The sequence below is a fragment of the Autumnicola musiva genome (assembly GCF_031846585.1).
GTDB classification, from domain to species: Bacteria; Bacteroidota; Bacteroidia; order Flavobacteriales; family Flavobacteriaceae; genus Autumnicola; species Autumnicola musiva.
Genome location: NZ_JAVRHK010000002.1, coordinates 387,914 through 406,929, shown reverse-complemented (window position 1 = coordinate 406,929; position 19,016 = coordinate 387,914). Strand labels below are relative to the sequence as shown.

The window sequence follows — 19,016 nt, the reverse complement described above, 5'->3', positions numbered from 1 at the left end:
GGTTATGGAAACCTGTGAGGTCTTTAGTCAATAAATTATAAACAGATTAAAAATTATACCTCACTGTTATTCCTCCAAAATAATTTATGGGATTGCCAGGATAATAATATCTTGGAGCTGCACCGCCAAATCCCACCGCATTGGTTAGTACACTTGCTGCGTAATGCTCATCTAACAAATTATTTACTCCTGCGTTAAGGCCTATTTCAAAAAATTCTGCCAGAACAAAATTATAAGCGGCTTTTAGATTGAGCAATTCATAATTATCCGTATAAATGGAGTTGGCATCGTTTAAAGGAATTTCGCCCACTGCCCTAAAATTGCTATAAAATGAAAGTCCGAAGTTGGTAGAAAGATCAAAACCAACATTCACTGTAGATTTTGGAACTCCAGGCAATTCGTTGCCGGAAAAATCTTCCTCTTCATTTACAAACTCATCAAATTCGAAAAAATTAAAGGCAGCGTTTACATATGGTCTTCCGGTAACTCCACCACCAAGATCTATATTGTATTTTGTCAAAAATTCAATCCCGTTATGGTCAGTTTTTCCGGCATTTACACCAACGTACTGGTCCTGCCCTACCCGTTGTGCAACGAGTAGATTTTCAATTTGAATAGAGTACAAGGCCAATTCTGTATAAAACCGGTTATTTAACCAGTTTCCTTTGAATCCGATTTCATAGTTGATCCCGGTTTCCGGCTTAAGGTCGGTATTAATTTGGCCTTCCGGAGTTAACGTTTCTGAAACTGTAGGCGTTGAAAATCCCTGGCTTATGGAGGCATATACATTTTTTCCGTTTCCTATTTCATAAGTAGTTCCAATACGCGGAGAAACAACAGTTTCAAAACGATAGTTTCCTGATTGGTTTACATCATCTTCCGCATAAAGATCGGTTAAATTATAGCTTGTAGTATTTATATTTAAACCTGCTTCCGCATTCCATTTATCCGTAATCTCCAGGTTAATCTGTCCGAAGAAATTTGCATAGTTTCGCTCCTGCTCATTGTTGCTCAAGCGCAAACCACGCACACTGCCCATATTTTCAAAATTTTCATAAAGATTCTCAAATGTTCCTATTTCATACCACTCGTTGTAATATTCCGCGCCGAAACTTAATTGAGAAGCCATATCCCCTAAATCCATATTAAGGCTGAATTTTGTTCTTGCACCTACAGAAAGCCTTTCTTCTTTCAGAATATCAAACGGACGCGGTTCATAGCCATTTCTGAAATTTGCATAAACACTGGTAGTGTTACTGAAATTATCAGTAAACTGATGATTATAAGCTACACCCAGTAAACCTCTGTCATAAGATTCGTAGCCCTGAGAAGCAGCCCAGGTAAAAGCCGCGGTTTCAGGATTATTCATGAAATCTTCTTCATTTAAAGAACTTGGAATAAAAGCTTTTAAGGTGGTAAAATTGGCTAAAAATGAAATACTATTATTTTCTGAAGTAAAAACCTTTGCATTTACTAAAGCCGATTTCCTGTCGTAATTTCCGTTTTCCCGGTAACCATCGCTCTTTACGTGCGAATAATTGGCAAAAAGATTGGTATTACCAGAATTATGGGCAGCAGACACCATCTTTTTTGAAGTATTAAAGCTGGAAAGCTGATATTTCACCTTTCCGGAAGTTCCTTCCTCTTCAGGACGGGCAGAATATAAATTTATAGAACCACCAAGTCCGGCCCCGTAAATACTGGAAGTAGGACCTTTAATTATTTCAATTCGTTCTAAGGATTCCTGGTCAATATCATCTAAAGTAAGTTCGCCTTCTGCAGTGGTTAGGGGAATTCCGTCAAAATAAGCCTGAACCCTGTTGGTACTGTATTGTGAGCGGGCACCAATCCCACGAATGTTAATCTTATTGGTATTCAGCGCTCCCTGATTTACAAACATTCCTGGGACGTAATTAAAATTGTCCAGGATTGCAATAGCATCGGTGCGCTGCATATCGCTTTCGGATATAAGGCCCACCGAAGCCGGAATTTCCTGAAGTTCATTTGGAATAATGGTACTTCTAATCACTACCTCTGAAAGATCGTCCCGATGAGGCCTGATTGAAATGATTACTTTCTGCTCCTGGCCGGTGATAGTTTGAACCCTATCCTGAAACCCAAGATAACTCACTTCAAGATTTACCGGAAAATTTTCAGCTTCAATCTGAAAATTGCCATTTTCACCAGAATATACCACAACTCCGGAAGCGAGGTTTTCAATTCTTGCATCTGAAATTGCTTCCGAAGTTGTGGCATCTAAAATTCTTCCATCTATGGTTTGACTAAAGATTTTTCCGCAGCAAAGTATAAATAAAGCTGCTATTATTTTCTTTTCCAATATCATCATCTATTTTATTCTGCAGAAATTCTCCAGAGTGTATTTCCATCATCGTCGTTAACAAGCAAAGAGCCGTCTGGTAGTGTGGTTACTGCAACCGGTCTCCCATATACCTTGCTGGAATCCTCTTCAGCAATAAATCCTGTTAGAAAATCCTGTGGTTCCTGAGGTTTCCCGTTTTCAAAGGGTACGAAAAGTACTTTATAACCGGCAAGATCGGCTCGATTCCAGGAGCCATGCTGTCCTACAAAAGCCCCATTATTATATTTCTGCGGAAATTGATTTTTCGTATAGAAATGCAATCCCAAAGAGGCGCTGTGAGAAGTTACAGGTACATCCGGAACTATGGCTTTTTCAACCATATCCATATGTGGATCTCCATCCCATCTTGGATCCTGAATTTGTCCAAAATAGGAAAAAGGCCAGCCGTACCAGCCGTCTTCTTTCACGCTGGTAATATAATCCGGCACCAGCCTGTTCCCAAGTTTATCACGTTCGTTAACCGCAGCCCAAAGCTCTCCGGTAACCGGATTCCAGTCCATCCCAACAGGATTCCGTAGACCGGCAGCATAAACTTTTTCTCCTGAACCATCGGGATTTATCTCTAAAATATTTGCCCGGCGCTCTTCTTTTTCCATGCCGTGCTCTCCCGCATTACTGGAAGAACCTACAGAAATGTAAATTTTACTACCATCTTTATTTGCGATAATATTTCTGGTCCAGTGGTGATTATAACCTCCGGCAGGAAGCTCCACAATTGTTTCCCCATCGGCATCTATTGAATTTTGGCCTTCTTTATACGGAAACCTTTTAAGCCCGTCTACATTAGCGACATAGAAATAATTATTTAAAATCAACATTCCGTAAGGCTGATTAAGATCTTCTAAAAATACATGACGCTCGTCTGCTTCTCCATCGCCATCGGTATCCCTTAATAATGTAATTTGATTGGCACTTTTCTTGGCATCATCAGTTTCTGCCACAAATATATCGTTATTTGGTGCCACATAAGTATTACGCGGATGTTCAAGATCCCCAGCAAACTTATTCACCTTAAAACCTTCCGGCGCTTTAGGCGTATTGCCATTGGACCAGCCAACAGCCTTACTGTTATTACTAACAGATTCAGAAGAAAAAGGCGGCACGAGTGTTAATTCGCCAATAGCGGTTTGCACCACATTGGGTTGTCTTTGAGAAATTTTCTCCTTTTCTTCTTTACTTACTTCCTCATGCTGGGCAAATGCAGTCATGCCAACACATGTCACGAGGAATAAACTTAAAATACTTGAAACTCTTTTCATTTTACTAGCTATTTTTTTTTAAAAATACTCTGAAATTTGAGGCCATAAAAGTTTTTAAACCTGATTAGGTTTCCTTTAACAGCTGCCCGGGACTTACATTAAGAAGCAGTTTTTGGCTGCTTTAGGCGATTTATTTAAGTTTACACCTTATTTTTAATAATCCTAACGAAGATACAATCCCAAAGATCTAGGAATTATATCCGCGCTCACTTAATCTTTTTATGAAAAAGGCATTAACGTTTTTACTGATAATTATTGTTTTTGGCTCCTGCGATTTATCTAAGTACCAGCTTGTTGTAGATTATGATCTTGAAACACAGTTTGAAAAATCCGGGGGTACAGAAACAGCAACTTACCAGGAGGTAATTGATTTTTACACCCAACTAGAAGAAATTTATCCCAGCATTAGCTTTACCGCAGTTGGAGAAACCGATAGTGGAAAGCCACTTCACCTGGCCGTTTTTAATCCTTCGGAAGAATTTGATCTGGAAAAAGTACGAGAAGATAAAACAATAATCCTTATCAATAATGGGATTCACCCGGGAGAAAGTGACGGGATAGATGCTACCATGATGCTTTTTAGAGATCTTGCGGGAGATTCCATTCATGTTCCCGAAAACACTATTATCGCCACTATTCCCATATATAATGTGGGTGGCGCTTTAAACCGGAATTCCACAAGCCGCACCAATCAAAATGGGCCGCTGGAATATGGTTTCCGCGGCAATGCCCAAAACTATGATCTGAACCGGGATTTTATTAAAGCAGATTCTAAAAATACCAAAAATTTTTACACCATTTTTCAAAATGTAAAACCTGATGTTTTTATAGATACTCACGTAAGCAATGGAGCAGACTATCAATACACCCTTACACATTTATTTACCCAGCATAATAAACTTGGCGGAGAATTAGGTGAATATCTGAATAAGCAAATGATGCCTGCCCTTGAAGATTCTTTAAGAAGAAAAAAACTTCCCATCACCCCTTATGTAAATGTTTTTAATGAAGTTCCCGAAAATGGGTTTAGCCAGTTTATAGATCACCCCAGATATTCCACCGGATATGCCGCTCTATGGAATACCCTTGCCATGATGGTAGAAACGCATATGCTAAAACCATATGATCAAAGAGTGGAAGGCACTTATGAACTTCTTCGTTCCATGGTTGCAATTACCGATGCTGAAAATCCTACCATTAAAGATCTGCGGGAGCGGGAAAATAAAAAGTACCTTACCCAAAGATGGTATAACATAGACTGGGAGCCTGATATGGAAAATCCCAGTACCCGGGAATTTCTTGGCTATGAGGGCGAGACCATCAAAAGTGAGTTAACCGGGCAACCCCGATTAAAATATGATCGCACCAAGCCATTTACCAAAGAGATAGAGTATTACGATAATTTTATTTCCAATGACAGGATTGAAATTCCCAGAGCCTATATTATTCCTCAGGGATGGTGGAAAGTAACCAATCTGCTGGAATTGAATAATATTAAAATGCAGCCCCTGGATAGGGATACCACTATTTATGTGGAAAGTTTACGAATAGAAGACTTTGAAACTGTAGAACATGCTTATGAAGGGCATTATCTTCATCAAAATACTAAAGTGTCTAAAACAATGGATTCCGTTTTTTTCAGAAAAGGAGATCTTTATGTAACCACTTTTCAGGATGGTGCCAGATATTTAATAGAAACCCTTGAACCTACAACTGTAGATTCTTTTTTCAACTGGAATTTTTTCGATTCTGTCTTACAACAAAAAGAGCATTTTTCGCCTTACGTTTTTGAAGATATGGCGCTCAAATTACTAAATGCAAACCCACAATTAAAAGAAGAGTTTGAAGAAAAGAAAAGAAATGATACTGAATTTAGAACTGATGCTTATGCTCAATTAGACTGGATCCATAAAAATTCAAAATATTACAAAGAACCGCACCTACGCTACCCTGTCTTTAGAATTCCCCGGTGAAAAAAATTCCTTAGGAAAAAGTAATTTAATATTCGCGTATGACTTCTGAAGCGCTTTCCGGCTTTTCTTAAAGTTTTTCCATTTGGCCTTTTCAATTCCTTCTTTTTGTTCCGGCCGCAATTCCCCTTCATAGGAAGTACGCATCTCGTACCAGTGCGTCACTTTTAACCTGTATTTCCCTTTTCTCTTGAAAACATGGTAGGTCTTTCGCAAAAACCTGGTGATTTTTAAATCCTGTACTCCAGTTTCCTCTTCCACTTCCCGAATAGCTGAAGCTTCTATGCTTTCCCCCTTTTCAGTTTTTCCCTTTGGAAGGTCCCAGCGATCGTTTCTGTAAATAAAAAGAATTTCTTCTTTATCATTTAAAACCATTCCTCCGGCAGCGGTAACCACCCTTAATTTTTTCAGAAGATATTTTAGTAGTTTTTCTTCATCTTCATGATATAAATTAACATAATGTAATTTTCCTTTGTTAATCTTCTTGATCACCTTCCTCAGCCTCACCTTTTTAATGGGGAAAGAAGTATATTCCTCTCCAATATCTTTCTTAGTAGAAAGAATTATTGGAATATCATTTACAAAAACTTTATACATTTGTACTATGATTTTAAACAAAGAAACAGCAAAACAAACTGCTGAGCTACTGCTGCAAATTAAAGCAATTAAATTAGAACCGCAAGAGCCGTTTACCTGGGCAAGTGGTTGGAAGTCGCCAATTTATTGTGATAACAGGATAATACTATCCTACCCTCCTATCAGAAATTTTATAAGGGAACAATTCGCCAAACAGGTGGAGGAAATCTATGGAAAACCGGACGTTATTGCTGCTGTAGCAACCGGCGCGATAGGTATTGGAATGCTGGTGGCTGAATATCTAAGCCTGCCTTTTGCTTATGTACGGCCGGAACCAAAAGGCCATGGAAGAAAAAATCAGATTGAAGGAAATCTTGAAGAAGGCCAGTCTGTAGTTGTTATTGAAGATCTTATAAGTACAGGAAAGAGCAGCCTTAATGCAGTGAAAGCTTTAAAAGAGGACAAGGCAAATGTAAAAGGCATGCTTGCCATTTTTACCTACGGATTTAAAACCGCGCAGAACAACTTTGAAGAAGCCGGAGTAGAACTGCATACGCTAAGTAATTATGAGCACCTGATTGAAACGGCGCAGAAAACAAAATATATTAATGCTTCGGAAGCTGACCTTCTTAGGGAATGGCGGCATGACCCGGGCAACTGGAAAAATTAGTTATGAATTTAGAAAGCCCAAAAGTAAAAGCTGATAAAAACCAGCAGGAAATGTTCAATTTTTTGACCAATGTTGAAAATTATGAGCAATTAATGCCAGAAAGCAAAGAGAAATTTCAGGTTATAGATCAGGAAACATTTTTATTCGGTTTAAAAGGAATGCCGGAAATTAAACTGAAAATCCAGGATACCGAGGAGCCCAAATTAGTTGTTTTAGGTTCTACTTCAGATAAACTGAATTTCTCTCTAAACATTCACATAGATGCTTTAAATGAAAAACAGAGTGAAGTACAGCTTTTATTCCACGGAAATTTCAATGCCATGATGAGCATGATGGTAAAGAGTCCCCTTCAGAAATTTATTAACAGCCTGGCAGAAAATATTTCAAAACTGTAGGATTAAAATTACTGAATTTTGGTTGGCAGTCCGAAAAGTCAATTTTCCTCATTCTGATTCGGTGCGGGAATTGGCATTTATGGAAGATTTATATTCTAAATATTAGGAATCTGCTATTCTGGATTCGAGACAATCCATCTTTATCCTAAAAAAGAAGTTTAATTTCCTTTAGATCAAAAACTCTAAAAACTTCATCTTCTAATTCTACTTTTAATAAACCATCATTACTCACCCCTCTTATAATTCCGGTTAGGTGGCTTCCATCAGGAAACTGAAAAGTAGAAACCACATCTTTTTTAAACATCTTGGATTGATATTCCTTCAGGATCTCCAGTTTCAAATAATTAGTTAGTTTCTGCAATCTTCTTTCAATAGAATTCAGTAATTCCTCAAGCAACTTGTCAGTATTAAAAGTTTTTCCTGCCACCAGCTGTAAGGAGCCTGCTTTAGGAAGGTTTAGAAATTCTGTTTGATTAACATTGAGTCCTATCCCTATAATTGAGGCCGATATAGTATTTTTTTTAAGAATATTCTCTATTAATATTCCGCAAATTTTCAAATTCGCTGCCATAATGTCGTTAGGCCATTTCACCCTTAAGTTTGGAATGTTATGTTTCCCTAGAACATCCAGAATGGAAAGAGCCACAGCAGCACTCAACAAGAACTGATTGGACCCGGCAACATTGACTTCAGGATATAATATACTAAAGGTAAGATTCTCTCCGGGATTAGATTCCCAGCCTGCGCCTCTTTGCCCCTTTCCTTTTGTTTGGGTATAAGCTGTAACACACACAGGTTCAAACTTGTTATTTCCGTTATAAAAATCGCGCACAAATTCATTGGTAGAATTGATGGCATTAACTTTGATTATACGCATGCAGGAACTAAAGACATAAAGGCGTTAAAATGTTATATAGAACAGACACTAAAAAGACTAAAAAGTAATAACTTTGCGTAAAGAAAAAGATTTAATGGCAAAAAAAGAAACGAACAGCGATCAACTTATTGCTCAAATAATAAAAGGAATAGAAGAAGTAAAGGGAAATAATATTGATATTCTTGACTTAAGGGAAATCGAAAATACAGTTTGTGATTACTTTATAATCTGCAATGGTTCTTCTAATACGCAGGTAAATGCCATAGTAAATTCCGTTCAAAAATCAGTTAGTAAAGCGCTCAAAGATAAACCCTGGCACATTGAAGGCAGTGAAAACGCAGAATGGGTTTTGATGGACTATGTTAATATAGTGGTTCATGTTTTTCAACGGCATATAAGAGAGTTTTACGATATTGAAAGTCTTTGGGGTGACGCAAAAATAACCTCCATTGAGACAAATTATTAAATCTAACAGAAGTAAGTAAGAATGGCGAAACAGCAACCAAAGAAAAAACTGGATCCAAAAAAGCCGAAATTTAGCGCATATTGGATCTACGCAGCTATAATCATTATATTTTTAGGAATTAATTTCTTCACCGGCGGCGGTTTTAATGAACCCGAGCAGATTACACCAAGTCAGTTTGAGGAATATCTTAGAAATGGAGATGTGAAAAAACTGGTTATTATCAATAACCAGAAAGCGAATGTTTACCTTACAGATGAAGCTAAGCAAAAAGACGTACATGCAACTGAAACCGATCCAAATATCTTTCCAGGGGGGGACAGCCCCTCGTATACCTTCAATTTTGGTAGTCTTGAAAAATTTCAGGAAGATGTCGAAGAAATCGAAGAAGAGAATGGAGTTTCAGCAAATCTGAATTTTAAGAGAGAAACAAACGTTTGGGGAGAAATTTTCTTTACCCTTCTACCGTTTATCTTAATTATAGGAATCTGGATTTTTATTATGCGAAAGATGAGTTCCGGAGCCGGTGGTGGTGCCGGTGGCCAGATCTTTAACATTGGGAAATCCAAGGCAAAGCTTTTTGATCAGAACACAGATGTAAAGACTTCATTTAAAGATGTAGCCGGCCTTGAAGGTGCAAAAGAAGAAGTTCAGGAAATTGTGGATTTCCTGAAACAGCCTGAAAAATATACTGCTTTAGGTGGTAAGATTCCTAAAGGCGCCTTATTGGTTGGCCCTCCTGGTACAGGTAAAACTCTCCTGGCAAAAGCGGTGGCAGGAGAAGCAAAAGTGCCGTTTTTTTCCCTCTCAGGTTCAGACTTTGTAGAAATGTTTGTGGGCGTTGGAGCATCAAGGGTACGTGACTTATTTAAACAGGCAAAAGAAAAATCTCCTTCTATTATTTTTATAGATGAGATCGATGCCATTGGTAGGGCCAGAGGAAAAAGTAATTTTTCCGGTTCTAATGATGAGCGTGAAAATACTCTTAACCAGCTGCTTACTGAAATGGATGGTTTCGGCACAAACACAAATGTGATTGTAATTGCCGCCACCAACCGGGCCGATGTACTGGATAAGGCATTGATGAGAGCCGGTCGTTTTGACCGGCAGATTTATGTAGATCTTCCTGATCTTAATGAGAGAAGGGAAATTTTTGAAGTACATTTAAAACCCCTTAAAAAGGTGGCAGATGAACTTGATACAGAATTCCTGGCTAAGCAAACTCCTGGATTTTCCGGGGCAGATATTGCTAATGTTTGTAACGAGGCCGCTCTTATTGCCGCAAGAAAAGGTAACAAAGCGGTAGGAAAGCAGGACTTTCTGGATGCAGTTGACAGGATTGTAGGCGGTCTTGAGAAAAAGAATAAAATTATAACTCCTGAAGAGAAAAAAGCTATTGCTTTTCATGAAGCAGGGCACGCCACTGTAAGTTGGATGCTGGAGCATGCCGCCCCACTTGTAAAAGTAACGATTGTTCCACGTGGACAATCGTTGGGAGCAGCCTGGTATTTACCCGAAGAAAGGTTGATTGTAAGACCTGAACAAATGCTGGACGAAATGTGTGCGGCACTGGGAGGCCGGGCAGCCGAAAAGGTTATTTTTGATAAAATATCTACCGGAGCTTTGAGTGACCTAGAAAAAGTGACCAAGCAGGCAAGAGCCATGGTTACCATTTACGGACTTAATGATGCAGTGGGTAATTTAACTTACTATGATTCTTCAGGACAAAATGAATATAATTTCACTAAACCTTATAGCGAACGCACATCAGAATTAATAGATAAGGAGATTTCAAATCTTATTGAAAACCAATATCAACGTGCGAAAGATCTTTTAACCGAACACAAGGACAAACTTTCCCAACTTGCCGACATCCTTTTGGACAAAGAAGTTATTTTCAAGGATGATCTTCAAAGAATATTCGGCGACAGGCCTTACCAGGTAAAAGAAGAAAATAAGGAAGGGACACCGGTTAGAAAATCGCCTCCTGAAAGAAGAGATCCTGAAGCCACTTCCCCCATGAACAACACGGGAGAAGCCGGTTTAGAAGAAAACAATTCTATAAATAAATAAGTTTTTCTACTACTTGTAAAAAATCTTAATTTGACCCAAGGTTAAATTAAGATTTTTTACCTTTGGTAGAAATGAGATTGAGAACCACACCTAATTTTCTATGAGTCTATTTAGAAGATTCCTAAACCCTAAATCTAAATCGGACAAAAGCCAGGATAAACCTGAAAACGCTGATAGGGGTAAGTATATGCCTGAGGTAAAATTACCTACAGATGAGAGGTTTATGCTTAACTTCAGAAATAACGGTGGAAAATTTCTCTATTGTGAAAATCAGGAGGAAATACTGGAAGCTTTCGATAATATTTTACTGGAAAATGACTGGTATGAAAAGGAATGTTTCTGCTTCGATCAAAATTTGCAGGAAAAATTCAGTGGTTTTAACCTGAATTTTAATCGTTCTTCTGCCGCAGCCTTTTTCCTTTCTACCTGTGAATATCTTATCGCTAATGATGGCTCCATTCTAATCTCTTCAAATCAGATTAAAGAAAGTAAGCTTCATGATTTACCGGCTAATTTTGTTATTCTAGCTTCCACAAGTCAGCTTACCGACACTATAGGAGAAGGTTTAAGAGGAATAAAATTCAGAAATAAACAACATATTCCCTCCAATATTACTACCATTAAAAACTTTGAAACCCAGAAAGAAGGAGATTTTATGAGCTATGGAAGCAGCACTAAAAATCTCTATCTACTACTTCTGGAAGATCTTTAATTTATGAGGGAAGCCATAATCAGAACCGTCTCGGGATTACTGTATATATCCATTTTGGTAGCTTCCATTCTTTCTTCGGAATTTATTTTCATCACGCTTTTTTATATTTTAGGACTTGTATGCCTTGTGGAAATGCAAAAATTACTGCGCCTAAAAAGTTATGCTTTGTATGCTGTACAGGCATTACTATTCTATCTTTTTAGCTATTTAAAATTCAATCAGGATGCAACGGTATTGCTACTTCTTATTACGATTTTTGTAAACCTGTTCCTTGTAAAAGACCTGTTGGTGGTGAATAAAATCCCCGTTTTCGAAAAAAAGAAATATATAATTATTATATTTTACCTCATTTCCTCCGTAATTTTTTTAACGCTTATCCCCACCATAGAAGGTGTTTTTATTCCTAAGCTTGTGGTTGGTATTTTCATGCTCATCTGGACCAACGATACTTTTGCTTTTATTGTTGGTAAGAATTTTGGCCGGAGAAAACTTTTTGAACGCATCTCCCCTAATAAAACGATTGAAGGATTTTTAGGAGGATTGGTTTTTAGCTGTGTTGCCAGCTACTTTATTTATTATTATACTCAATTTTTAACTTTGCCCATATGGTTGGGATTAGCCATAATATTAAGTATTTTTGGTACGCTGGGTGATTTAATACAATCGAAATTTAAAAGGCAGGCCGGGGTTAAAGACAGCGGAAAATTGATGCCGGGGCACGGCGGCCTTTTTGACCGGCTGGACAGTATCATCTTTGCAAGTCCATTTGTTTATGCTTATTTATACGCACTAGATTATGTTTCATAAGGAAGGTTACAAGATAATGATACTTACCGCAATTTTACTAATTGCGATAAATATTATAAGCTATACATTTATTAACACATACTGGATTAGTTTTTCCATACTGGTTGTTTCTATCATCCTGTTTTTGCTGATTATTCAGTTTTTTAGAAATCCTAAAAGAAGAACAGAAATTAATGATAATACTGTTGTTGCTCCTGTTGATGGAAAAGTGGTGGTAATTGAAGAAGTTTACGAAAAAGAATATTTTAAAGATAAGCGCTTACAGGTTTCGATTTTCATGTCTCCAATTAATGTACATGTTACCAGACATCCTGTAGGAGGTAAGGTGAAATTTAGTAAATATCATCCCGGTAAATTTCTTGTGGCATGGCACCCAAAGTCCAGTGAAGAAAATGAACGTACTACGGTAGTTGTAGAAAATGGGGTGGCAGGAGAAATTCTTTACAGGCAGATTGCCGGAGCCATGGCCAAGCGTATTGTTAATTATGCTGAAGAAGGGCAGGAAGTAATCCAGGGCAGTGACAGCGGGTTCATTAAATTTGGATCCCGCGTAGATGTCTTTATGCCCCTTGGCACCCCTATTGATGTAGAGCTTAATCAGAAAGTAAAAGGCGGATTAAGCGTTATTGGAACAATACAGAATTAAATTATGCCGGAGGATATCAATTCGAAATTTCAAAAGGCCTTTAAGCTGGCCAATCAAACAGAACAGAAATTCCCCCCTGATGTTTTACTCCATTTTTACGCTTATTACAAGCGCGCTACCGAGAAAAACGGATACTATATCCCGCCTACAAGCGATGGTGATCTTCGTTCTGCTTTTAAGGTTAATGCCCTAGTACAGGTAAAAGACCTTACTAAAGAAGAAGCACAAATAAAATATATTGAACTGGTAGAAGAACATATTGGCAGGATACCGGAGTAGGCCTGCCAATAATTAAATTTCACTTCCTTATTTTAAACTTGCCAGGCTGGCCTTAAGCGCTTCAATTTTCGCTTCGGCATCTGCCTTTTTCGATTTTTCAACTGCTACAACTTTTTCAGGCGCGTTGTTTACAAATCGCTCATTCGAAAGCTTTTTATCTACAGATTTCAGGAAGCCCACAGTGTAATTAAGCTCTTCCTGCAGCTTTTCAATTTCGGCATCCATATCTATGGCCCCGGTCACCGGAATAAAATAATCATTTGACTTTACCCGGAAAGACAACGCCCCTTCCACCTGTTTTTCTACATATTCCAAAGCTGACAGATTTCCCATTTTAATAATTACCGGATCAAAATAAGTTGAAGTTTTTTCATTGTTCAAGACTTTGAACTCAACTTCATTTTTAAAGGAGATATTCTTCTCTTTCCTTATCTTTCTTATTCCGGTAATTACTTCAGAAGCCACGGCAAATTCCGCAATAATATTTTCATCAAAAGATTCTGTCTCCGGCCATTTAGCAACAATTAATGCTTCTTCGGGAGTTCTTTCGGTAATTTCCTGCCAGATTTCTTCTGAAGCAAAAGGAATAAAAGGATGTAATATCTTTAAATTATCTTCAAGAATCGAAATTACTTCTTTAAATGTCACGGCATCAACTGGTTCTTCAAAACCAGGTTTTATCATTTCCAGAAACCAGGAACAGTAATCATCCCACACCAGCTTGTAAGTGGCCATAAGGGCATCGCTTATTCTGTATTTATCAAAATGATCTTCAATCTCCCGCAAGGTTTTCTGAAATCTTGCCCTGTACCATTTTAAAGCAATTTTTGCCGTTCCGGGCTGTTCTTTTTCTTCGGAAACATCCCATCCTTTTACCAGCCTGAAGGCATTCCATATTTTGTTTGTAAAGGCACTACCCTGCTTACAAAGGTCTTCATCAAACATAAGGTCATTCCCTGCAGGCGAGCTTAAAAGCATTCCCACTCTCACACCATCAGCTCCATATTGCTCAATCAAACCAAGAGGATCTGGGGAATTCCCAAGTGATTTAGACATTTTTCGCCGTTGCTTATCTCTTACTATCCCGGTTAGATAAACATTTTTAAAGGGACGTTCTCCACGGTATTCATACCCTGCCATAATCATACGTGCCACCCAGAAAAAGAGTATTTCAGGCGCGGTAACCAAATCATTGGTAGGATAATAATACTGGATTTCCTTATTTTCCGGCTCCAGGATTCCATTGAAGACACTCATTGGCCAAAGCCAGGAAGAAAACCAGGTATCCAGTGCATCCTTATCCTGAATAAGGCTTGAAATTTGTAAATCTTGATTACCGGTTTTTTCTTTCGCTTTTTCCAAAGCTGATTCTATAGTTTCAGCAACCACAAAATCTTCTTTTCCATCCCCATAATAGTAAGCCGGAATTTGCTGTCCCCACCATAATTGACGAGAAACATTCCAATCCCGCACATTTTCCATCCAATGCTTATAGGTATTCAGGAATTTATCTGGAACCAGATTAATATCATCCCCAACCACCGCTTTTATGGCAGGTTCTGCCAGATCTTTCATCTTCAAAAACCACTGGTCACTCAGTTTTGGTTCTATTACCGCACCGGTACGTTCACTCGTTCCTACTTTATTGGTGTGTTCTTCAATTTTCTGCAGCACCCCAAGCTCTTCCAGCTCTTTAGTGATTTCCTTCCGCACGGTAAACCTGTCTTTTCCTTCGTAATGGAGGCCGTAGGAATTAAGGGTGGCGTCATCATTAAAAATATCGATCACCTTCAGGTTATGTTTTTCCCCCAGCATTTTATCATTTTCATCATGCGCAGGAGTCACTTTCAGGCAACCTGTACCAAACTCCACATCTACATATTCATCTTCAATAATTGGAATTACACGGTTATTAATAGGGACAATTGCTTTTTTGCCCTTTAGGTGCGAAAACCTTTCATCATTGGGATTAACACAAATTGCGGTATCTCCCAGGATAGTCTCAGGCCTGGTGGTAGCTATTGTTAAAGTTTCCTCGCTTCCTTCAATTTTATAATTTAGATAGTAAAGGTTCCCCTGCTTTTCCTGGTAAATTACTTCTTCATCAGAAAGTGTGGTTTTGGCCTCGGGATCCCAGTTTACCATACGGTAGCCGCGGTAAATAAGTCCCTTTTCGTATAAATCAACAAAAACTTTAATTACGGAAGCAGACATTTTTTCATCCATCGTAAATTTTGTCCTTTCCCAATCACAGGAAGCACCTAATTTTTTAAGCTGTTCCAGGATTATACCGCCGTGTTTATGCGTCCACTCCCATGCATGTTCCAGGAATTCCTCCCGGCTAAGATCGTTTTTATTAATCCCTTCAGCTTTAAGCTTGGCAACCACTTTTGCTTCGGTAGCAATAGAAGCATGATCGGTTCCAGGTACCCAACAGGCATTGAAACCTTTTAATCTGGCGCGCCTTACCAGCACATCCTGGATAGTATTGTTCAGCATATGTCCCATGTGCAATACGCCCGTAACATTTGGAGGCGGAATTACAATGGTATATGGCTCACGCTCATCTACTTCAGAATGAAAATAGTTATTTTCCATCCAGTATTTATACCACTTATCTTCTACTTGTTTTGCATTGTATTGGGAAGCAATTGCCATAATTTGGTCTGATTTTTGAAAATAATGGCAAAAGTAATTATTACTGAAGGATTTTGAAAGAAGTTGAATTGAATATAATTTGGTGTATTTTCTATTTCAGAGTATATTTATAAAATCTATCTTAAACCTAAGAATTATGAAAAAAATTACAATGATTGCAATTTTTGTTCTGGCCGGAATAGCAACAGCAACTGCCCAGGCAAAAATGGAATTCAAATCTGAGACAATAGATTACGGAACTATTAAAAAAGGAAGCGACGGCGTGCGTGTATTTGAATTTACAAATACAGGAGATGCACCCCTTGTAATAGAAGAGGTGAAATCAAGTTGTGGCTGTACTATTCCAAAGAAACCGAAAGACCCAATCCAACCTGGTAAAAAAGGCCAGATAGAGGTAAAATACGACACAAAAAGAGTTGGGCCCATTAGAAAAACGGTAACCGTTTATTCTAATACTGAGGAGTCTACCAAAGCTCTGAAGATTAAAGGAACTGTTGTGGAAGAAGAAAACCAAAGCTAATTTCTTATTCATTGCTATATAATTTAAACCTCCTGACATTAGCGGGAGGTTTTTTTATGCTTTATCAAAATATTTCTACTTTCCCCGTCCCTTAGATTAAGGGTTTTTCACCGCCTATTTATTGTATTTATAATTATTATTCTTCCAATAATTTTGCACTTTTGCACTTCGTAAAACAAACAGTTATGCCTAATATATCTCAAAAGGGCTCTCAAATGCCTGAATCCCCAATCCGTAAACTTGTTCCTTATGCGGAAGCAGCTATTGCAAAGGGAAAAACCATATATCAATTAAACATTGGCCAGCCAGATATTAAAACCCCTGAAGTAGCTCTGGACGCGATAAAGAACAATAATCTGGAAGTATTATCTTATAGCCACTCTGCCGGATTTCAGAGTTACCGTAACAAGCTCGCCCAATATTACAGCAAACATGATATTCCCGTTAACAGCGATGAGATTATTATTACCACCGGTGGTTCGGAAGCTTTACTGTTTACCATGGGAAGCATTACCGATCCAGGAGATGAAGTAATAATTCCTGAACCTTTCTACGCAAATTATAATGGATTTGCTACCGCTTCAGGCGTAAAAGTTGTACCTATCCAGGCTGCTTTTGAAGATGACTTTGCCCTACCGGCCATTTCAGAATTTGAAAGACTTATTACCGAGAAAACCAAAGCTATTCTTCTTTGCAATCCCGGAAATCCTACAGGATATCTTTATACAAAAGAAGAAATTCAGCAAATTGCTGATCTGGCAAAAAAACACGACCTCTTTGTAGTAGCCGATGAAGTTTACAGGGAGTTTGCATATGACGGGATTACACACCATTCCATTATGAGTATTCCCGGGCTTGAGCAGCACGCAATTATGGTAGATTCGGTTTCAAAACGTTACAGCATGTGTGGAGCCCGCATAGGTTGCCTTGTTTCTAAGAACAAAGCAGTAATTAGTGCCGCAATGAAATTTGCCCAGGCAAGGCTAAGCCCCCCAACATTTGCACAAATAGCCAGCGAGGCCGCTCTGGATACTCCGCAGGAATATTTTGACGAAGTGATAGAAGAATATACCCTTAGAAGAAATATTCTTATTGAAGGGCTGGAAAAAATTGAAGGTGTAAAAGTAGCAAAACCTAAAGGAGCTTTTTATTGTATAGCAGAATTACCTATAGAAGATGCTGAAGATTTTGCAAAATGGTTACTGGAAAACTTCCAGCTAAACAATGAAACTATTATGGTGGCACCCGCAGCGGGCTTCTATTCTACCCCAAATACGGGAATGAATCAGGTAAGAATAGCGTACGTCTTAAAAAAGGAAAATCTGGAACGTGCTATAGAAATTCTCGAAAAAGCCTTAACGCAATATAAAAACAGATAACAATGCAGGTTTCGGAAAACGCTTCTTTAAAGAGATTCAACACTTTTGGTATTGATGTAAAGGCGAAAAAGCTTATTTCTGTTGATACTGTTGATGAGTTAAAGGAAGTACTGAAACAGGCTTATGCCCAAGAATTATTTATACTGGGTGGCGGCAGCAATATGTTACTCACTGCCAATGTTGATAAAACCGTGCTTCACATAAACCTTAAAGGGAAAGAAATTCTTTCTGAATCCGAAAATGAGGTGTTGGTAAAAGCCTGCGCGGGAGAAAACTGGCATGATTTTGTTCTCTGGACGTTAAAACAGGATTTTGGTGGAATTGAAAATTTATCACTTATTCCAGGTAATGTTGGTACTGCTCCTATTCAGAATATTGGCGCTTACGGTGTGGAATTGAAAGATGTTTTTGAAGAATGCGAGGCGGTAAATATTCAAACCCTGGAGCAAAAAGTTTTCAACAATCGGGCCAGCGAATTTGATTACCGCAATTCTGTTTTTAAAAAGTCTTTGAAAGGACAATATATCATTACCAGCGTCACCTTCAGGCTAACTAAAAGCAATCATGTTTTGCGCACCGATTACGGCGCCATAAAAAATGCCCTGGAGCAAAGAAAGATAATTTCAGCAAAAATAAAAGATGTTTCCGATGCGGTGATTTCAATTAGGCAGGAGAAATTACCAGATCCAAAACTACTTGGAAACAGCGGAAGTTTTTTTAAGAACCCAGTAATTTCCCGGGAGGAATTTGAAAAGCTTCAGATAAAATTCCCTGAAATTCCTTCTTATCCTGTTAACTCCGGGAAGGTAAAAATTCCGGCGGGCTGGCTTATAGAAAAAACCGGCCTTAAAGGTTACAGGGAAGGTGATGCCGGAGTGCATAAAAATCAGGCGCTGGTATTGGTTAACTATGGAAGTGCCACCGGGAGGGAAATTTTACATTTATCGCAAAAAGTTCAGCAGGAAGTCCATTCGAAATTCGGGGTGAAACTTGAGCCGGAAGTCAATATTTTCTAGAAATTTTCTTTTTTAGCGATCGTGGCTTAAAAATTGAGATTAATAGTATAAAGATTTTCATATTTTTTAGCCTTGTTTCTCCAAAGGTATTTTTATTCTTATTTTTGTAATTAGAAAAAAGAGACATGAAACTATTTATAATAAGCTTCATATTAATAGCCCTGGCTTTTGCAGGTATTGCAATTAAAATCTGGGGGAAGAAGGACGGCAAATTTGCAGGAACATGCGCCAGTCAGAGTCCATTTTTAAACAAAGAAGGCGATGCCTGCAGTTACTGCGGAAAAATGCCTGACGAAATTGGAAATTGTTCAGACGCAAAAAAGGCTAACTAGATTG

General features: G+C 38.3%; 18 protein-coding genes. 13 read left to right on the top strand and 5 right to left on the bottom strand.

The annotated features are described in order from the left end of the window. Positions 1–46 precede the first annotated feature (46 nt). Both RM539_RS04285 and RM539_RS04280 read right to left on the bottom strand, forming a co-directional pair. Positions 47–2,347 (bottom strand): TonB-dependent receptor domain-containing protein, encoded by a 2,301-nt coding sequence (locus RM539_RS04285; RefSeq protein WP_311502196.1) that lies wholly within the window; start codon positions 2,345–2,347, stop codon positions 47–49. Positions 2,348–2,352: 5 nt separating this feature from the next. Further along, positions 2,353–3,639 carry a PQQ-dependent sugar dehydrogenase gene (locus RM539_RS04280; RefSeq protein WP_311502195.1) on the bottom strand — a complete coding sequence of 429 codons (1,287 nt, stop codon included), beginning with the start codon at positions 3,637–3,639 and terminating at the stop codon, positions 2,353–2,355. Positions 3,640–3,860: 221 nt separating this feature from the next. Between RM539_RS04280 and RM539_RS04275 the strand changes: the two genes are divergently transcribed. Continuing rightward, entirely contained in the window at positions 3,861–5,612 is a 1,752-nt protein-coding gene (locus tag RM539_RS04275; RefSeq protein ID WP_311502194.1) for a M14 family metallopeptidase, read from the top strand. On the opposite strand, the gene RM539_RS04270 is transcribed toward RM539_RS04275, so the two are convergent. Further along, the gene (locus RM539_RS04270; RefSeq protein ID WP_311502193.1) at positions 5,580–6,206 is read right to left on the bottom strand and encodes an NUDIX hydrolase; all 627 of its coding nucleotides are present in this window, start codon (positions 6,204–6,206) and stop codon (positions 5,580–5,582) included. The genes RM539_RS04275 and RM539_RS04270 overlap by 33 nt on opposite strands. 7 nt (positions 6,207–6,213) lie before the next feature. On the opposite strand from RM539_RS04270, the gene pyrE reads away from it, so the two are divergent. Continuing rightward, entirely contained in the window at positions 6,214–6,855 is a 642-nt protein-coding gene (pyrE, locus tag RM539_RS04265) for an orotate phosphoribosyltransferase (RefSeq protein ID WP_311502192.1), read from the top strand. A 2-nt stretch (positions 6,856–6,857) separates the two neighbouring features. After that, positions 6,858–7,250, top strand: coding sequence for an SRPBCC family protein (locus RM539_RS04260; protein WP_311502191.1), 393 nt, complete (start codon positions 6,858–6,860; stop codon positions 7,248–7,250). A 145-nt stretch (positions 7,251–7,395) separates the two neighbouring features. Here RM539_RS04260 and RM539_RS04255 read toward each other — a convergent pair whose 3' ends face one another. Then, positions 7,396–8,127, bottom strand: a complete 732-nt coding sequence (locus tag RM539_RS04255; RefSeq protein ID WP_311502190.1) for a biotin--[acetyl-CoA-carboxylase] ligase — start codon at positions 8,125–8,127, stop codon at positions 7,396–7,398. Positions 8,128–8,221: 94 nt separating this feature from the next. On the opposite strand from RM539_RS04255, the gene rsfS reads away from it, so the two are divergent. The 6 genes from rsfS to RM539_RS04225 all read left to right on the top strand — a co-directional run bounded on the left by rsfS (position 8,222) and on the right by RM539_RS04225 (position 13,107). Further along, on the top strand, positions 8,222–8,593 hold the full coding sequence (gene rsfS, locus RM539_RS04250; RefSeq protein ID WP_311502285.1) for a ribosome silencing factor: 372 nt from the start codon (positions 8,222–8,224) through the stop codon (positions 8,591–8,593). 21 nt (positions 8,594–8,614) lie between these two features. Then, on the top strand, positions 8,615–10,663 hold the full coding sequence (gene ftsH / locus RM539_RS04245; RefSeq protein ID WP_311502189.1) for an ATP-dependent zinc metalloprotease FtsH: 2,049 nt from the start codon (positions 8,615–8,617) through the stop codon (positions 10,661–10,663). A gap of 100 nt (positions 10,664–10,763) precedes the next feature. Further along, a complete protein-coding gene (locus RM539_RS04240; protein ID WP_311502188.1) occupies positions 10,764–11,375 on the top strand; it encodes an LUD domain-containing protein in 612 nt (203 codons plus the stop codon). Positions 11,376–11,378: 3 nt separating this feature from the next. Beyond that, positions 11,379–12,182 carry a phosphatidate cytidylyltransferase gene (locus tag RM539_RS04235; protein WP_311502187.1) on the top strand — a complete coding sequence of 268 codons (804 nt, stop codon included), beginning with the start codon at positions 11,379–11,381 and terminating at the stop codon, positions 12,180–12,182. Beyond that, positions 12,172–12,828 carry a phosphatidylserine decarboxylase family protein gene (locus RM539_RS04230; protein WP_311502186.1) on the top strand — a complete coding sequence of 219 codons (657 nt, stop codon included), beginning with the start codon at positions 12,172–12,174 and terminating at the stop codon, positions 12,826–12,828. The genes RM539_RS04235 and RM539_RS04230 overlap by 11 nt, the downstream gene beginning before the upstream one ends. Positions 12,829–12,831: 3 nt before the next feature. Continuing rightward, positions 12,832–13,107, top strand: coding sequence for an acyl-CoA-binding protein (locus RM539_RS04225; protein WP_311502185.1), 276 nt, complete (start codon positions 12,832–12,834; stop codon positions 13,105–13,107). A gap of 27 nt (positions 13,108–13,134) precedes the next feature. On the opposite strand, the gene RM539_RS04220 is transcribed toward RM539_RS04225, so the two are convergent. Beyond that, the gene (locus tag RM539_RS04220; protein ID WP_311502184.1) at positions 13,135–15,765 is read right to left on the bottom strand and encodes a valine--tRNA ligase; all 2,631 of its coding nucleotides are present in this window, start codon (positions 15,763–15,765) and stop codon (positions 13,135–13,137) included. Between the two features lie 136 nt (positions 15,766–15,901). On the opposite strand from RM539_RS04220, the gene RM539_RS04215 reads away from it, so the two are divergent. The 4 genes from RM539_RS04215 (at position 15,902) to RM539_RS04200 (ending at position 19,012) form a co-directional block, all read left to right on the top strand. Beyond that, a complete protein-coding gene (locus RM539_RS04215; protein ID WP_311502183.1) occupies positions 15,902–16,285 on the top strand; it encodes a DUF1573 domain-containing protein in 384 nt (127 codons plus the stop codon). Positions 16,286–16,470: 185 nt separating this feature from the next. Continuing rightward, a complete protein-coding gene (locus RM539_RS04210) occupies positions 16,471–17,664 on the top strand; it encodes a pyridoxal phosphate-dependent aminotransferase (RefSeq protein ID WP_311502182.1) in 1,194 nt (397 codons plus the stop codon). Between the two features lie 2 nt (positions 17,665–17,666). Further along, on the top strand, positions 17,667–18,680 hold the full coding sequence (gene murB, locus RM539_RS04205) for a UDP-N-acetylmuramate dehydrogenase (RefSeq protein ID WP_311502181.1): 1,014 nt from the start codon (positions 17,667–17,669) through the stop codon (positions 18,678–18,680). A gap of 125 nt (positions 18,681–18,805) precedes the next feature. Next, positions 18,806–19,012 (top strand): membrane or secreted protein, encoded by a 207-nt coding sequence (locus RM539_RS04200; protein WP_311502180.1) that lies wholly within the window; start codon positions 18,806–18,808, stop codon positions 19,010–19,012. Positions 19,013–19,016: the final 4 nt, after the last annotated feature.

Bases quoted from the DNA above. Each gene is read 5' to 3' on its own strand.
- RM539_RS04200 (WP_311502180.1), top strand. From the start codon at position 18,806: ATGAAACTATTTATAATAAGCTTCATATTAATAGCCCTGGCTTTTGCA.
- RM539_RS04285 (WP_311502196.1), bottom strand. From the start codon at position 2,347: ATGATGATATTGGAAAAGAAAATAATAGCAGCTTTATTTATACTTTGC.
- RM539_RS04240 (WP_311502188.1), top strand. From the start codon at position 10,764: ATGAGTCTATTTAGAAGATTCCTAAACCCTAAATCTAAATCGGACAAA.
- rsfS (WP_311502285.1), top strand. From the start codon at position 8,222: ATGGCAAAAAAAGAAACGAACAGCGATCAACTTATTGCTCAAATAATA.
- RM539_RS04215 (WP_311502183.1), top strand. From the start codon at position 15,902: ATGAAAAAAATTACAATGATTGCAATTTTTGTTCTGGCCGGAATAGCA.
- murB (WP_311502181.1), top strand. From the start codon at position 17,667: ATGCAGGTTTCGGAAAACGCTTCTTTAAAGAGATTCAACACTTTTGGT.
- RM539_RS04210 (WP_311502182.1), top strand. From the start codon at position 16,471: ATGCCTAATATATCTCAAAAGGGCTCTCAAATGCCTGAATCCCCAATC.
- ftsH (WP_311502189.1), top strand. From the start codon at position 8,615: ATGGCGAAACAGCAACCAAAGAAAAAACTGGATCCAAAAAAGCCGAAA.
- RM539_RS04255 (WP_311502190.1), bottom strand. From the start codon at position 8,127: ATGCGTATAATCAAAGTTAATGCCATCAATTCTACCAATGAATTTGTG.
- RM539_RS04280 (WP_311502195.1), bottom strand. From the start codon at position 3,639: ATGAAAAGAGTTTCAAGTATTTTAAGTTTATTCCTCGTGACATGTGTT.
- RM539_RS04220 (WP_311502184.1), bottom strand. From the start codon at position 15,765: ATGGCAATTGCTTCCCAATACAATGCAAAACAAGTAGAAGATAAGTGG.
- RM539_RS04225 (WP_311502185.1), top strand. From the start codon at position 12,832: ATGCCGGAGGATATCAATTCGAAATTTCAAAAGGCCTTTAAGCTGGCC.
- RM539_RS04235 (WP_311502187.1), top strand. From the start codon at position 11,379: ATGAGGGAAGCCATAATCAGAACCGTCTCGGGATTACTGTATATATCC.
- RM539_RS04230 (WP_311502186.1), top strand. From the start codon at position 12,172: ATGTTTCATAAGGAAGGTTACAAGATAATGATACTTACCGCAATTTTA.
- pyrE (WP_311502192.1), top strand. From the start codon at position 6,214: ATGATTTTAAACAAAGAAACAGCAAAACAAACTGCTGAGCTACTGCTG.
- RM539_RS04270 (WP_311502193.1), bottom strand. From the start codon at position 6,206: ATGTATAAAGTTTTTGTAAATGATATTCCAATAATTCTTTCTACTAAG.
- RM539_RS04275 (WP_311502194.1), top strand. From the start codon at position 3,861: ATGAAAAAGGCATTAACGTTTTTACTGATAATTATTGTTTTTGGCTCC.
- RM539_RS04260 (WP_311502191.1), top strand. From the start codon at position 6,858: ATGAATTTAGAAAGCCCAAAAGTAAAAGCTGATAAAAACCAGCAGGAA.